The sequence below is a fragment of the Streptomyces sp. NPDC089799 genome (genome assembly GCF_040684755.1).
Classification (GTDB): domain Bacteria; phylum Actinomycetota; class Actinomycetes; order Streptomycetales; family Streptomycetaceae; genus Streptomyces.
This window is the reverse complement of the sequence record NZ_JBFBGR010000057.1, coordinates 16,710-31,337: the sequence shown is the minus strand read 5'-3', so window position 1 is coordinate 31,337 and position 14,628 is coordinate 16,710. Positions and strand designations below refer to the sequence as shown.

Below are 14,628 nucleotides of genomic sequence, written 5' to 3'. Positions count from 1 at the left end.
CCATCGCCCAACGGGCGACGCGACGAAGGAGCGCCCTTGACGCCGACGGCCGGCACGGAAGGACAATCAGGACTGACGGGCAGCCCCCGGGCACCTCCCCGATTCCGTCCAGGCGAAGCACCGGCACACCAACACCCGCCAGGCCCCATGGCCTCCTCCCGACGGACTCCGGCTGCTGTCCCGACCCCACCCGCCGACCGGTCCCGTCCCGACGGGAGTCCGGTTTGCTGTCCCACCCCACCCACCCCACCCACCCCGCCCGACCCGCTCACCGCGCGCCGCGCATCGCGCATCGCGCATCGCTCGCCGCAGGTCGTTCGCGATTCGTGACCAGGGAGCCTCTAGGCGGTACCTCTGCTTCCGCATAATCTGATCGCGTTCAAAACACTGGGGTGGGGCGGGCCTCTGCGCCCGGAGTGATGCATGTTGTGGGAGGGAAACCTAGTGAAGCTCAAGCGCGTGGCTCTGGTCGCCGCGGCTGCCGTGGCCGGTCCGACGGTCCTCATGTCCGCACCCGCGATGGCGGCCGACCAGCCTGCCGTCGTGGTTCCGGACGCGGCCCCGCAGGACGACACCGCAGGCGGCACCACAGGCGACGACGCCGAGCCGAAGGCTCCGGCGAAGGAGTCCCACACCAAGGAGACCCACACCAAGGAGACCCCCGCCAAGGAGACCCCCGCCGCCGAGAAGCCCGCTGCCAAGCCCGCCCCCAAGGCGGAGAAGTCCGAGAAGGACCAGCGGGACTCCGAGGACCACGACGACCAGGACGCTCCCGACGAGGGCATGATCATGGGCCCGGAGGTCTCGGTCCGGGGGATTCCCAAGGACGGGTTCGAGCCCGGCGGGGACTGGACCCGGCTGACCGTCGAGGTCGACAACACCGGCCACATCGCCGTACCCAAGTTCACGCCGGCCCTGAGCCTCATGCAGTGGGAAGGGACGTTCAAGACCTCGCAGATCAAGGTCGAACGGCTCACCAAGGACGGCTGGACGCCGGTCAAGGCGGTCACCGGCGAGGAGATGGGTCCGGTCCTCCAGTACCCGCTGGGCACCACCGCCTCCGTCGCCGCCAACCAGGTCTACACCGTCGACGTACGGATCAGGTTCACCGCCGACGTCCCCGTGGAGCTGTTCCAGCTCTCCCTCGACGGCACCAGCCGCAACGGCGGGAGGACGAACCACTCCCCCGCCTCCTGGTACGAGACCCGGATCGTCGGCGCCGAAGGCGGACCCGAGGAGCCGACCGTCGTCGAGGGCCCCAAGCTCACCGTCAGCGGCGTCCCGGACGGGATCGTCGCGGGCGGCGGGTGGACGAACCTCTCGGTCCGCATCGACAACTCCGGCAAGGACGCCCTCAAGCGCTTCGACGCCGGCCTCGTCATCGCCCGCCCGGACTGGGTCCGGATGAAGCCCTCGCAGCTCACCGTCGAGGTCTACAGCACCCAGCACGGCAAGAAGGGCTGGCACAAAGCCGAGGTCCGCTCCGAGTTCGAGGGGTACTTCTTCGGCATCGACCTGGCCGGCGGCGCGATTCCGGCGGGCAAGTCGTTCGACGTCCAGGTCCGGATCAAGTTCGCCGCGAGCAGCAAGCCCGGTGACCTGATCTTCCGGGCGTTCGGCTTCGCCGAGGGCGACGCGGACTCCAACACCTGGGTCGAGTCCAGCTCGAAGGGCGTGCTGTCGAAGCTCCTCCCCGCCGACACGGACACGACCCCGAACCCCAACCCGAAGCCGAAGCCGAAGCCGGACACCGACACCGACACCGACACCGACACCGACTCAGGCACGGACACGGATACGGACGGCAACACCCCCTCCCCCAACGGCGGCGGGGAACTCGCCGCCACCGGCGCCGACCCGGCCACCAGCTGGGCCCTCGGCGGCGCGGGCGTCGCCGTCGCGCTCGGCGTGGCCCTGGTCGCCGGCACCGGCCGCCACCGCCGCCGCACCACGACCTGCCCCTCCGGCCGACCCCCGCCACCCACCCGGGTGGCGGGGCGTCCCGCATCCGCCACGAAGTGCGTGACCTGGAGCCCGGCGAGTGGGCGAGGAGTTCACCGGGCAGCCGTGGGCCGGGCCTCTGCGGTGAGCGCTCCCGACGCGGGTGGGAGGTCCGCCTCCTCTTCCAGCAGGGCGCGGACGTATGTCTGCAGGGACTGGCGGTTCCGCGCGGCTCGTGCCTTCAGCGCGGCGAGCACATCGGCGGACAGACCGTGCACATGGAGAGTGGCCATCCACCTAGCGTGATCCTGCTGAAAGCGTTCTGCCAGACCCCCGACGAAGCATCCGCAGGACCGTGCGCCAGGTGCGCGCCGTTACGCGCCCCCCTGCCCGCCTCACCGCATCAGCGGTCGGTCTCGCACCAGACCACCTTCCCCGGCGACCTCGGCACGGCCCCCCAGCGGTCCGCGACCGCCGCCACGATCGCCAGCCCGCGCCCCGCCCCGACCCGGATCCGGGACAGTCCCGGACCGCTGTCGTGGACCTCCACCCGTACGCCGCCGTCCTCGTACGCGAGCAACCGGACGCGGTAGCCGCGACCCGGCGGGACGCCGTGGCGGAGGGCGTTCGCGGCCAGTTCGCTCACGCAGAGCAACACGTCGTCCAGGCGCGCCGTCCTGTCCCACGCGTCGAGCGTGGTGGCGGTGAACTCCCTGGCGGAACGGACGGTCTGACGGCAGCGCGGGAACAGTCGCTCCCTCATCAATGCGGGTTCGGTTCGCAGGTTCACGGCCGGATCGTTGCGTTCCGTGATTAGCGTCGTGCAGTAGGCCGACCCGTACCAATCGATTGGTACGGGTCGGTACGGGTACAGCTGCGGCGCAGGTGGGGAGTGCTGGGACATGCCGCCGAGGAAACGCGTACCGAGGAACGGCACCGCCCTGAAGATGATCGGGGTACAGGTGGCCGTCCTCCGGACCCGCAAGAACATGACGCAACGCCAACTGGGTGAATGCGTCCGCCTGGACGAGGAGACGATCGCCTCGATCGAGCAGGGCAGACGAGCCCTGATGCCGGACGTGGCCGAGCGAATGGACCGAGTGCTGGAGTCGGGCGGGGTGCTGGCGGCTGCGGTTGCCCACCTGCCCGCAGTGGACCAGGTCCCGGCCTGGGCTGAGCAATACATGGCCTGTGAGCGCGAGGCCATCGCCATCTCTTCGTACGAGAACCAGGTACTACCAGGGCTCCTCCAGACCAACTCGTACGCCGAGGCTGTCTTCCGAAGCCGCGTCCCGGTGCTCCATGACGAAGAGATCACAGCGCAGACCGCTGTCCGCACTCAGCGTCGCGAGATACTGCGCCGCAAGGTGCCGGTAACACTCAGCTTTATCGTCTGGGAGCCGGTACTCCGACTGAAGCTCGCAGCACCAGAAGTGCACCGGTCGCAGCTAGCGCACCTGCTCGACTGCGCGGAGCTCCCCGGTGTCTCCATTCAGATCTACCTCTTGGACCACACCGGCCATCCGGCTCTCGACGGCCCTTTCGTCCTCCTTGAAACACCGGACCACCAACGGCTGGCCTACACGGAGACGCAGCGGGGAAGCCAGCTCATCTCCGACATGGATGAAGTGAGCATCCTGGAGCGGCGGTATGCGATGCTGCGAACTCAGGCCCTCAACCCAGAGGAGACGAAGGGCCTGTTGAGCCGCCTGCTAGGAGAGCTATGAGCACCGCACTGAAGTGGTTCAAGTCCAGCTACAGCGGCAGCGACGGCGGTAACTGCATCGAAGTCGCCTACGCCTGGCGGAAGTCCAGCTACAGCGGCGACGAGGGCGGTCAGTGCGTCGAAGTCGCCACCTGCCCCGCCACCATCCACATCCGCGACTCCAAGGTCACCGACGGCCCCGTCCTGGACCTCGCTCCCGCCGCCTGGGCGGCGATGACCAGCTGGGTCGCCACGAACGGCTGACTCACCCGTTCGGCCCGATTTTCGCCTCCGGGCCCGGGTAGGGGAGGGCCCGTCCAACCCCCTCCCCCATCCCCTGGAGGCACCGTGGCCGTCATGTCCGGCCCGTACCGGCCCGGCACACCCTGCTGGATCGACCTGATGGTTCCCGACCAGCAGGCAGCCATCGACTTCTACTGCGACCTGTTCGGCTGGCAGGGCGAGGTCGGGCCGCCCGAGTTCGGCGGTTACGCCGTCTGCTCGCTCAAGGGGCAGCCCGTCGCCGGGATCATGAAGGCGATGAACCCCGACGGGAGCACGCCCGACCCGATGCCGCCGTCCGTCTGGACGACGTACCTGTCCACCGCCGACACCGACGCCACGATCAAGGCGGGTACGGCGGCCGGCGGGAAGACGATCATGCCCGGCCATGACGTCGGGGACCTCGGGCGGATGGCCGTCCTGGCCGACCCGACCGGAGCGGTGTTCGGGCTGTGGCAGCCCAGGGAGTTCCAGGGTGCCGGAATCGTCAACGAGAACGGCGCGGTGACCTGGAACGAGCTGGCCACCGGCGACACCGACAAGGCCGGCGCCTACTACCGGGCGATCCTGCCGGTCGACACCGCGCCGACCGAGATCCCGGGGGCCGAGGGCTACACCGAGTTCAAGGTCAACGACCGTGCCGTGGGCGGGATGATGGGCCTCGACCAGCACCCGGAGGGCACTCCGCCGCACTGGCTGACGTACTTCCTGGTGGACGACGCGGACAGCACCCAGGCGGCCGCGGTCCGGGCCGGCGGGAACGTCCTGGCGCCGGCCTTCGACATGCCGGTGGGGCGGATGGCGGTCCTGCAGGACCCGCAGGGCGCGGTGTTCGCGGTGATCAAGACGAAGGACGCGCCGCAGGACCCCGACCCGGCGTAGTCCTCCGGCCGTGCGGTTTCGCCGTTGATGTGAGCGGGGTCACAGGGAACGTTCTCCTCGTGCGCCGCCTCCTCGGGGTGTCGGTCATCCACCAACACCCCGGGGAGCACTCGTGGTCGAGACGCATGACATCAGTGAGGCCAGCAGACGCAGGCGGGAGCGGGCCGGGCGGGCGCTCGCCGGGCTGTTCGCCGTGGACGGGCTCGTCCACCTGTACTGGGCGACCGGGCTGACCTGGCCCGCGCCCGACGAGCGGGCGCTGTCGCTCGCCGTGCTCGGCGGGGTGGTGTCCTTCGCCCCGCGGGTCGTGCTGCCGCTCGCGGTGTTCGGGCTGGTCACCGCCGGCCTGCTGTACGCGCGCGGCAAGGGGCGCGGCGGGCGGTTCGGGGCCGTCGCCGCCTGGGCCGTCACCGCCGGGTTGCTGGGGCGCGCGGTGCTGGGGCTGGTGTGGGCGGCCGGGGCCGGGGACCCGTTCGCCGGGGCGGCCTTCCGGTGGCTGAACCTGTTCCTCTACACGCCGCTGTGCCTGGGCTTCGCCTGGGTGGCGGCGACCGGGCTGCTCGGGTCGTGGCCGCGCCGGCTGCTCGCCCTCCCGCTGGTCGTCGTATCGCTGCTCGCGGGAACGGCGTACGGGTACCAGCCGGCCGAGGAGCGCGGTTACGCCGCCCCGGCGGACTCGCGGTGGCTGGAGACGCCCGTGGCGCGCTTCCACTACGTCCGGCAGGGCTCGGGGGCCGGTACGCCGGTGGTGCTGCTCTCGCCGGGGGCCTCGTGGACCTTCGCGTGGCGCGAGCAGGTCGCCGTGCTGTCGCGGACGCACACGGTGTACGTCGTCGATCTGCCGGGGCAGGGGTTCACCGAGCTCCGCGACCCCTCCCTGACCTGGGACCTGGACGGCATGACGAAGGCCGTCGGCAGCTTCCTGGACGGCGCGGGCATCGAGCGGGCCGCGCTGGCCGGGAACTCCTGGAGCGGCGGCTGGGCGCTGGCCTACGCCCAGCGGCACCCGGAGCGGGTGTCCCGGCTGGCGCTGCTGGCGTCCTCCGGGCTGGACGAGCGGGACCCGCGGGTCTGGGAGGCGATGAAGCTGCCGGTCGTCGGGGAGCTGCTGACCGGGCTGGGGGCGGGGCGTTCGGCGGCGGAGTCCTCCGTGCGGGGGCTGTTCGCGAACCGGGAGCGGATCACCGACGCGATCGTGGACGCGGCCTGGGCGCCGGGCACGCGGGAGGTGAACCGGCGGGCCGTGTACCGGCTGGAGCGCGGGCTGGACTGGCGGGAGACGGAGGCGGCGCTGCCGTCGGTCCGGCAGCCGGTGCTGGTGCTGTGGGGCCGTCAGGATTCCGTCCTGCCGGCGTGGCAGGCGGAACGGTTCGGTGAACTGCTGCCGGACGCCCGGGTGGAGGTCTGGGACGGCTGCGGGCACGCACTGACGCTGGACTGCCCGGACCGGGTGAACGCGGCCATGGAAGAGTTCCTGAAATGACCGAAGCGTCTGTCGTAACTGATGTTGCTGTGGTGACTGATGCGTCCGTGGTGACTGATGCGTCCGTGGTGACTGACGCGCCCGTGGTGACCGGTGCACCCCCGGCAACCGATGCGTCCGTCGCGCGCCGGGACCGCGGGGTGGCGCTGGCCCGGGCGGCGCGGAGCGGGGACACGCTCGCGCTGCACGGACTCCTCGACCACCTGACCCCCTACGTGGCGCGGATCTGCGATCCGATCGCCCTCGCCGACGGCCCGGACGCCGCGCAGGAGGCGCTGCTGGCCGTGTTCCGGTCGCTGCGGTCGCTGAAGGACCCGCAGGCGCTGTACGGGTGGGTGCGGGCGATCGCGGTGCGGGAGGCGGTACGGGTCGCCCGGCGGGCGGCGCGGGAGGGGCCGGCCGAACTGGCCGACGTACCGGGGCGCGGGGATCCGCAGCTGGCCGCGGACATCGCGGACGTACTCGCCCGCCTCTCCCCCGAACACCGGGCCGTCCTCGTCCTGCGGGACGTGGAGGGCCTGGACGAGGAGGCCGCGGCGGCGGTCCTCCGCATCCCCGCCGGCACCGCCAAGTCCCGGCTGCACCGGGCCCGGATGAGCTTCCGAAAGGCATGGTCCGCATGAGCGACGAGATGACGCACGAACTCGACACGGTCCGCCGGCTGCACGTGATGGCGGCCGGTGTGCGCGGCGCACGCGTCGCCGAACACGTCCTGCCCGCACCCTTCGAGGAGGTCTGGGAGGCCATGTCGGGCCTGGACTTCCTCCCCGACCTGGAGCGGATCCGGATCCTCCGTACCGACGGGGAGCGGATCGAGGCGCTGGCGCGGAGCAAGTACGGCTTCCGCGCGCACCTGCGGGGCTATAGGAGGCCCGGCTGGTGCTGGCTGCAGAGCCGGTTCCTGATCGCGGGCGTGGCGGGCGCCCCGACCGCGGACGGCACCGCCACCCGCATCGCCCTGACCGGCGGCGTACGCCTCCCCGCCCGCGCCGCGGTGATCCCCTTCGGCACCCTCCGCGAACTGGACGAGGCGGCCCGCCGCCTGGGCGCCCGCCTGGGCACCCGTCCGGGCGGCGGTTCCTAACGGACCCGCCGGCTCAGCGAGTCGAACCAGCGCACCGCCTGCGGCGCCGAGCGCAGCGCCGTCGCCGTGTGGTCGGCGTCCGCGCCCTGGTCGACGACCTTCGCCCGGACCCCGTGGCGGGCCAGGTCGGCGGCGCAGGCGCGGGAGTTGCCGATGGGCACGTCGGTGTCGGCGGCGCCCGTGTAGAGCCGTACCGGGACGGCGGGCTTCCAGTCGCAGGCGTCGTCGTTGGCCTTCATGGCGGTGAGCAGGGCGCCCCGGGGATGGCGGATGTTCTCGGCCCAGGCGGGGGTGAGCAGCTCCCCGGGGGTCTGCGGGAGGCCCTGGACGATCTCCTCGTAGGAGTGGTTGCCGTCGAAGAGGCCCTCGACCGTCTGCGCGTACGGGGCCCGGAACACCTCCGCGGGGTCCTTGTAGAGCGGGTGCAGACGGTTCTGCGCGGTGAGGAAGTAGGAGAGGTAGAAGACGCCGGTTGCCGGTGCGACGCGGCCGTCGGTGATCGCGGGTATCTCGGTGCCGGTCAGGTCGTACGGGCCTGCGATCGGGGCCAGCGCGCGCAACCGCAGGCCGTCACGTCCGCGGGAGAGCTCGCGGCCCACCGCCATGGCGACCTGGCCGCCCTGGGAGAAGCCGGTGGCGTACACGTCGCGGCTGACGGGCCGGCCCAGCCGGTGGGCGGCGGTCCGCGCCGCCTTCAGCATGTCGACGGAGGCCGTGACGGAGGAGGCGGTGTCCATGTAGGGGTGCGGGCCGGGGCCGCCGCCGAGGCCGAGGTAGTCGGGGGCGGAAACCGCGCGCCCGGCGGAGGCGTGCAGGTACGGGATGACCCGGTTGTATCCGGCGCCCCCGGACGGGGCGTCGTCGCGGGTGGCGACGGTGCCGTGGGTGTCGGAGACCAGGTCGGGGCGGGCCGGGCCGCCGGTGGGCAGCACGAGCAGGCCGGTGGCCGTGGTGCGGCGGCCCCGCGGGTCGACGGTGGCGTAGGTGAGCCGGTACGCGGTGATGCCGTGCCGGACGGTGGCGGTGTCGACGCCGTAGGAGGCGAGTTCGGCGGCGACCTCGTCACGGCTCAGGGTGGTGGGGGCGGAGACGGAGACCAGCGTGCCGCGGGCGCCGGTGGCGGACGCGGCGGCGGCGCCCCGGGTGCCGGTGGGTGCGGCCAGCGCGGCCGGGGCGGCGATCCCGCCGAGCACGGCGGCGAGGACGACGGCCGCGGCCCCGCGTCGCAGCCACTGCTTGCTCCTGCGGTCGTTCCCGCGGTCGTTCTCGTGGTCGTGCCTGGCGGCGTTCTTCCCGGTGGTCGTCATGCCGGGAACGTTAGGCGGGGGGCCTCTTCCCCCAACATCCGGACGACCACCGGCCGTTGAGGGGGGATTTCCCCATGCTTCCCCCCGGGCTCTCCCCCGTCCGGGCCCCTTGCCCGCAGGTCACGGCCGAGGCCGAGCCACCGCCGGGCGATCACCCCGACAGCACAACGGTGCGCGTGCGGGACGCAGGGCCCCGCACGCGCACCGCCCTCACCCACTTCCCTTCCTTGCTCCCCTCCAGGGGCGCGACGGCCCGGCGGATCGGCAGTCCGCGGTCCGGCGGGTCAGCGGGTCAGCGGGTAGGAGTGCCTGCCCGTGGCCTCGTCGATCTCGCCGTGCGCCTTCGAGAGCAGCTGGGACGCGAGGTCCATCAGGGCCCGCGCGCCCGCGATCTCCTCACCGACCCGCAGCTGCTCGGGGTCGGAGGGATGGCGCATGGCGTAGCCGCGCGCTCTCAGTTCGCCACCGTCCGGGAGCCGGACCATGGCCGCCGCACTGGTGCGGTGGCCCTCCTCGGAGAACTCCATTTCCACGTGCCACCCGGCGAGTGTGGCCATGATGCATCACCTCCAGGGGTCACCCTTGTTCCTTCCAGGGTGCTCCCGGCCCTCCGGGAACGCGACCTCAGCGGCCGGGGCGGGCTCAGCGGGACATGGCGATGATCCAGTTGGTCGTCGCCAGCACCAGCAGGAGCACCACACCGACCGCCGGACGGCGCTGGTCCTTGCGCCGGCTCGCCACCTTCACGCTGTCCACGACGCCGTAGAGGGCCGCGGCCGCCCCCAGTCCGCCGATGACCGCGGCCACCGCGTACGCCCAGGTCCGGTCGGGCAGGAACCGCAGCAGCAGTGAGGCGACGGCGAGCGGCACGATGGGCCAGGAGTTCCCGCCGACCGATTCCGCTTCCGTCTTGGTCTTCCCCGCCGCCGCCCCGGTCTCGGTCTCGGCCTTGCCGTCGCTCACCCGTCCCCCTCTTCTCGCCGTTCGCGCCGTGCGCGCCGTCCCGTCCCGGAAGACGCGGCACGGGACGGCCGGGTTGAGGGCTACGGCGTCCCGGACGCGAGCTGGCCGAGGTGGGCGAAGGAATCCGCGAGCTGGCCGGACAGCCGGCGGGCGACGGTGTCGGCGGTGCCCAGGGTCGGGGAGGGCGCCACCCGGGCCAGGTCCGTGTCCGGTGCGGCCGCCAGATACGTCTCGATCATGGTGTGTACGGCGTCCAGGTAGCCGGTCAGCAGCGCGGCCCCGCCGGGGACGGCGAAGGCCGCCGCTTCCGCCTCCGTGTGCCCGTACCCGGTGTCGGCGGGATCGGCGGGGCGGCCGAACCGCGCGGCCCAGCCGCCGGCCAGCCAGACCTGCTCGGTGCCCGCCACTTCCGACAGGTTGCGGTCCTGGCCGCGGGCGACGTGCCAGACCAGCCAGCCCACCCGGTTGCCGCCCGCCGCGACCCGGTCCAGACCGGACTCCCCGGACGCTCCGGACTCTCCGGACTCCCCGGGCCCCCCGGGCCCTCCGGCGTCGGCGACCACCCGCCCGAGCTCCGTCCGTACCTGCCGGAACATGGTCAGGGCCAGGCCCTGCCAGCCGTTCTCCACTGCCTCGATCGTCATGGCGCCCAGTCAACTGCCCCGCATTACCCGGCAGGTAATCGATTTCCCCGGCCACCCGGAAGAACCTTGATCCATCGAAGCGATCAAGCGCTCGAATCGATCAGCGCTCAAGCGATCAAGTGCTCACGAACGGGGACCCAGACATGAACCTGCGCCGGCCCACCCGCACCGGACTCCTCGCCACGGCCACCCTCCTGGCCGGCCTCGCCGCCGGCATGCCGGCCGCCGGCTCCGCCACGGCGACCGCCGAGGGCGGCGAGTGCGCGGAGGTCCGCGAGAAGGTGGACCGGCTCGAAGGACGGATCACCCCGAACGCCTGCGCGTTCATGAAGCGGCAGATCGCCTTCGGCGAGACCCCGGCCCTCTCGACCTATCTGGACATCTTCGACCGGGAGGCCAGTCTCTGGGAGGCCGGCGGCCCCGCCCTGCGCGGCCACACCGACATCGGCGCCTCGATCACCCGCTCGCTCGCCCTCGCCCCGGACCTGCGCTACCGCGGCACGGACGTGGTCACCGACGGCGCCGTGATGATGTTCGGCCAGCAGAACACGGTCACCCTCAAGGGACAGAAGGTCAGCTACCCGCAGATCGCCCGCAACGTCCTCGGTGACGACGGCAAGACCATCCAGGCCCGGCGCTACTACGACCGCTACGAGCTGTTCGAGGTCCTGCCCGAGTCCCGGCGGCCCCGCCCGCTCTTCGCCGGCATCGCCGACCCGGCGGGAACCGGCGGCCGCGGGGCGGCGGCCGGGCATGCTCCCGACCGGTTCCGCGCGCAGGAGATCACCGCCCGCCTCGCCGCCTGGAACAGCGGGGACGCCGCCGCGCTGGCCGCCCGTACCGGCAACGCGAAGCTGAACGGGCCCGGCCTGGACCGGCCGCTCACCACCCAGGACGGCAAGACCGCCTACCTCCGGCGGCTGTTCGAGCACGCGGACGTCGAGTTCAAGGCGGGCCAGGCCGCCTTCGGCCGGACCACCACCTACGTCGAGTGGCACGGCACCATGAAGACCGACCCCGAGGGCCCGGAGATCCCGTTCGGGATCGTGGAGCGCATCGGCCCCGGGGGCGAGTGGGAGCTGTACTTCGACACCATGCCGGTGATCGCGACCCAGGGCGAGATCGGCGGGCTGTTCCAGGCCCTGATGGGCTAGGCGACGGAGCGGTGGTCCCGTTCCGGGCTCAGCGAGCGCCAGATGCTGTCCGGCAGGTGGCGCGCGGCCTCGTCGATGTCGATGCAGTACGTGCTGGACAGCCAGCGGCGCGCGGCCTCGGTGATCGGCCCCATCACCATGATCTCCACCAGTGGGACCGGCAGCGGGGCGATCTCGCCCCTCGCGATCCGGTCCCCCAGCCACTCCATGAGCGGCGCCACCTGGACGTGCTTCGCCGCCTGGATCTCCTCGGCGTGCCCGGCCAGATAGCCGGAGTAGGCGGAGGCGTGCAGGAAGAGGGCGGCGTCCCGCTGCTCCCTGGTGAACCGGAAGTACGCGTGCACCAGGGCGCGGAGGCCCGTCCGGGCGGTACGGGTGCGCCGCAGCGAGACCGTCAGCTCCTCGAAGAGGCGCTCCATGCAACGGATGTAGAGCGCGGCGGCGAGACCGTCGAAGTGGCCGAAGTGGTGGTAGAGGCTGCCGAGGCTGACACCGCTCTCCTTGGTGACCGCGCTGACGGTGAAGCCCTGCTGACCCTTCTCCGCGTACACGCGCAGGGCGGCCGTGAGGAGTTGGTCGATGGTGGCCTCGCCACGCTGCTGCTTCACCATGCCCAGAGCGTAGAGCAGAACGGAAAGCCCGGGCTCTAGAAGTATCTTCTAGAAAATCGCTTCATCCCGGCGCCGCAATCCGTCACACTCGTGAGACCGGAACGCGCCGCCCCGGGGGCACAGGGGACCCCCGGGGCGGCGCGCCCCGCGCAGGCACGGATCAGCGCTCTCGGCGCGGATCGGCACTCTCGGCGCGGATCAGCGCTCGTTGCGCAGCCACCCGGCGACCTCGGTCGCCCAGTAGGTCAGGATCGTGTCGGCGCCGGCCCGCTTGATGCCGAGCAGGGTCTCCGTGATGGCGCGGTCGCGCTCCACCCAGCCCTTCTCCGCCGCCGCCTCGATCATCGCGTACTCACCGCTGATCTGGTACGCGGAAACCGGCACGTCCACGGCCTGCGCCACCCGGTACAGGATGTCCAGGTAGGGGCCGGCCGGCTTGACCATCACCATGTCGGCGCCCTCCTCCAGGTCCAGCGCCAGCTCCCGCATCGACTCGCGGGCGTTCGCCGGGTCCTGCTGGTACGACTTGCGGTCGCCCTGCAGGGAGGAGGCGACGGCCTCCCGGAACGGCCCGTAGAAGGCGGACGAGTACTTCGCGGTGTAGGCGAGGATCGACACGTCCTCGTGGCCGGTCTCGTCCAGCGCGTCACGGATGACGCCGACCTGGCCGTCCATCATTCCGCTGGGGCCGACGACGTGGACGCCGGCGTCGGCCTGCACCTGGGCCATCTCCGCGTACCGCTCCAGCGTGGCGTCGTTGTCGACCCGCCCGTCGGCGTCCAGCACTCCGCAGTGGCCGTGGTCGGTGTACTCGTCGAGGCAGAGGTCCGACATGATCACGAGGTCGTCGCCGACCTCGGCCTTCACGTCACGGATGGCGAGCTGGAGGATGCCGTCGGGCTCGGTGCCGGCGGTGCCCAGCGCGTCCTTGTTCTCGTCGGCCGGCACCCCGAAGAGCATGATGCCCGCGACGCCCGCCTCGACCGCCTCCACGGCGGCCTTCCGCAGCGTGTCCCGGGTGTGCTGGACCACGCCCGGCATCGCCGAGATCGCGACCGGCTCGCTGATGCCCTCCCGCACGAACGCCGGAAGGATCAGGTCCGACGGGTGCAGCCGGGTCTCGGCCACCATCCGCCGCATCGCCGGGGTGGTCCGCAGCCGGCGGGGCCGCGAACCGGGGAAGGATCCGTACGCGCTCATCTTCAGTCGCCTCTTCGAGCATCGACAGCAGTCGCCCCAAGCCTAGAGCCCACCGGGGGCACGCCCACGCGGGGCCGCACCCCGGGCTCCCGCGGACGCCGCCGCGCCGCCGGGCCCGCGGGTTCATCGGCCGCGGGCCCGGTCCACGACCTCGCGGACGGCCTCCGAGACCAGCCGGGGCTGCTCGACGGCGATGCCGTGTCCGCTGTGGGTGTCCGTCACCCGGCGGGCGTGGAGTTCGGCGGCGAGGCGCTGCTGGGCGGCCAGCCATGCGGGCCAGGTCGATCCGCTGTGTCCGACCTTCAGGTCCCACGGTTCGTCGGAGGTGAGCACGACCGCGGGCGGCGGGTGCCGCAGCGGCGGCGCGGCGCTGACCTCGCGGACGGCGGACTCGTAGTCGGGCACCTCGGCGACACCGTTCTCCGCGCCCAGCGCCGCGGCCTTGCGCATCCAGTCCGACCACTGCGCCGGTGTGAGCGTGTCGCGCAGGTGCACCGAGGCTCCGTCGACCGTGACCAGGCCGACCACCCGCGGGGCGTCGGCGCGCGCCAGCAGACCGGTGATCATCGCTCCCCACGAGGCGCCGACCAGCACGTACGGCCCGTGCTCACCGGCCGCGGAGAGCACGGCCCGCAGGTCATCGGCCCCCGCCCGTGCCGAAGTGGGCTGCGGGACCGGGGTGGAAGGGGTCGGGGAGCCGTCCGCCCGTGTGGTGCCGGGCCGGTCGTAGGCGCACACCCGCGTGAACCCGGCGACCCTCGGCAGTACTGCCGACGTGCTCGGTTTTGGCACGGCCTTCGGGTCGCCGGGGTCGGCCAGGCTGGTCCATTCGTCCGCCGCGCCGCCCGTTCCCGACACCAGGACCACGGTCGGGGAGCCGGTCCCGCGGCACTCCAGGTACACGCGGCGGTTGCCGTCGATGGTCACCAGGCGACCGGAATCCCCGGGAGAGGCGGAATCCCCGGGTGGACCGGTGGCGTCCGGTGCGGGCTCCGTTCCGCCGCCGGCAGCCGCGGCCGGGGCCCGGCCGGCGGCGACCCCGGTGGTCGGGCCGGCCGCGGCGGCCGTCCCGGCCCCCGCGATCACGGCGGCGACGGTGACGGCGGCCGTCCGCAGGAGCCACCGGGCCGGGCCCCGCCACGCCCCACCCGGTCCTGCCGGATCAAGCCCCGCCGGATACGGCGCCGCCACCGGCGTCCGCCCGGTCCGGGCCGCTCGTACGGCGGTCCGTCGCCCCGGCGTCCCGCATTCCGCCCGCATGCCTCCAGTCTCGGCCGGGTGACCGGCTCCCGCCCCTCTTCCGCTCCCCTGCCGAACGGGTGAACGGGTACGCGGGTAGGCCCTGCCGTCGCGCCGGCCCGCGCACGCGAAG

At 72.7% G+C, this 14,628-nt stretch carries 16 protein-coding genes; 8 read left to right on the top strand and 8 right to left on the bottom strand.

Features of this window, described 5'->3' with window-relative positions; all coding sequences use genetic code 11:
• The first annotated feature begins 444 nt into the window (after positions 1-444).
• A complete protein-coding gene (locus AB0O36_RS35690) occupies positions 445-2,247 on the top strand; it encodes a hypothetical protein (RefSeq protein WP_365117846.1) in 1,803 nt (600 codons plus the stop codon).
• Between the two features lie 97 nt (positions 2,248-2,344).
• On the opposite strand, the gene AB0O36_RS35685 is transcribed toward AB0O36_RS35690, so the two are convergent.
• A complete protein-coding gene (locus AB0O36_RS35685) occupies positions 2,345-2,704 on the bottom strand; it encodes an ATP-binding protein (protein ID WP_365117856.1) in 360 nt (119 codons plus the stop codon).
• 184 nt (positions 2,705-2,888) lie between these two features.
• Here AB0O36_RS35685 and AB0O36_RS35680 point away from each other — a divergent pair, with 184 nt between their 5' ends.
• From AB0O36_RS35680 to AB0O36_RS35655, 6 genes are all read left to right on the top strand, one after another.
• Positions 2,889-3,668: a helix-turn-helix transcriptional regulator gene (locus AB0O36_RS35680; RefSeq protein ID WP_365117843.1), complete on the top strand. Its 780-nt coding sequence runs from the start codon at positions 2,889-2,891 to the stop codon at positions 3,666-3,668.
• Positions 3,665-3,910 (top strand): DUF397 domain-containing protein, encoded by a 246-nt coding sequence (locus tag AB0O36_RS35675; RefSeq protein ID WP_365117841.1) that lies wholly within the window; start codon positions 3,665-3,667, stop codon positions 3,908-3,910. Before AB0O36_RS35680 ends, AB0O36_RS35675 begins: the two co-directional genes overlap by 4 nt.
• Positions 3,911-4,003: 93 nt before the next feature.
• The gene (locus AB0O36_RS35670) at positions 4,004-4,810 is read left to right on the top strand and encodes a VOC family protein (RefSeq protein WP_365117839.1); all 807 of its coding nucleotides are present in this window, start codon (positions 4,004-4,006) and stop codon (positions 4,808-4,810) included.
• A gap of 112 nt (positions 4,811-4,922) precedes the next feature.
• Positions 4,923-6,293, top strand: a complete 1,371-nt coding sequence (locus AB0O36_RS35665; protein ID WP_365117837.1) for an alpha/beta fold hydrolase — start codon at positions 4,923-4,925, stop codon at positions 6,291-6,293.
• 140 nt (positions 6,294-6,433) lie between these two features.
• The gene (locus tag AB0O36_RS35660; RefSeq protein WP_365117853.1) at positions 6,434-6,916 is read left to right on the top strand and encodes an RNA polymerase sigma factor; all 483 of its coding nucleotides are present in this window, start codon (positions 6,434-6,436) and stop codon (positions 6,914-6,916) included.
• Positions 6,913-7,377, top strand: coding sequence for a hypothetical protein (locus tag AB0O36_RS35655; protein WP_365117835.1), 465 nt, complete (start codon positions 6,913-6,915; stop codon positions 7,375-7,377). Before AB0O36_RS35660 ends, AB0O36_RS35655 begins: the two co-directional genes overlap by 4 nt.
• Here AB0O36_RS35655 and AB0O36_RS35650 read toward each other — a convergent pair.
• The 4 genes from AB0O36_RS35650 to AB0O36_RS35635 all read right to left on the bottom strand — a co-directional run bounded on the left by AB0O36_RS35650 (position 7,374) and on the right by AB0O36_RS35635 (position 10,291).
• Complete coding sequence (locus AB0O36_RS35650; RefSeq protein ID WP_365117833.1) at positions 7,374-8,684, bottom strand: alpha/beta hydrolase; 1,311 nt, start codon at positions 8,682-8,684, stop codon at positions 7,374-7,376. The two genes, AB0O36_RS35655 and AB0O36_RS35650, sit on opposite strands and share 4 nt — an antisense overlap.
• 284 nt (positions 8,685-8,968) lie before the next feature.
• Positions 8,969-9,241: a DUF1876 domain-containing protein gene (locus tag AB0O36_RS35645; RefSeq protein ID WP_365117830.1), complete on the bottom strand. Its 273-nt coding sequence runs from the start codon at positions 9,239-9,241 to the stop codon at positions 8,969-8,971.
• Between the two features lie 85 nt (positions 9,242-9,326).
• The gene (locus AB0O36_RS35640; RefSeq protein WP_365117827.1) at positions 9,327-9,647 is read right to left on the bottom strand and encodes a hypothetical protein; all 321 of its coding nucleotides are present in this window, start codon (positions 9,645-9,647) and stop codon (positions 9,327-9,329) included.
• An 80-nt stretch (positions 9,648-9,727) separates the two neighbouring features.
• Positions 9,728-10,291, bottom strand: coding sequence for a DinB family protein (locus AB0O36_RS35635; protein WP_365117825.1), 564 nt, complete (start codon positions 10,289-10,291; stop codon positions 9,728-9,730).
• A gap of 143 nt (positions 10,292-10,434) precedes the next feature.
• Between AB0O36_RS35635 and AB0O36_RS35630 the strand changes: the two genes are divergently transcribed.
• Positions 10,435-11,445, top strand: a complete 1,011-nt coding sequence (locus AB0O36_RS35630) for a hypothetical protein (RefSeq protein ID WP_365117822.1) — start codon at positions 10,435-10,437, stop codon at positions 11,443-11,445.
• Here AB0O36_RS35630 and AB0O36_RS35625 read toward each other — a convergent pair.
• The 3 genes from AB0O36_RS35625 to AB0O36_RS35615 form a co-directional block, all read right to left on the bottom strand.
• Positions 11,442-12,056, bottom strand: a complete 615-nt coding sequence (locus tag AB0O36_RS35625; RefSeq protein WP_365117819.1) for a TetR/AcrR family transcriptional regulator — start codon at positions 12,054-12,056, stop codon at positions 11,442-11,444. The genes AB0O36_RS35630 and AB0O36_RS35625 overlap by 4 nt on opposite strands.
• 198 nt (positions 12,057-12,254) lie before the next feature.
• Positions 12,255-13,256: a porphobilinogen synthase gene (gene hemB, locus AB0O36_RS35620; protein ID WP_365117817.1), complete on the bottom strand. Its 1,002-nt coding sequence runs from the start codon at positions 13,254-13,256 to the stop codon at positions 12,255-12,257.
• 123 nt (positions 13,257-13,379) lie between these two features.
• Positions 13,380-14,342 (bottom strand): alpha/beta hydrolase, encoded by a 963-nt coding sequence (locus AB0O36_RS35615; RefSeq protein WP_365117814.1) that lies wholly within the window; start codon positions 14,340-14,342, stop codon positions 13,380-13,382.
• Positions 14,343-14,628: the final 286 nt, after the last annotated feature.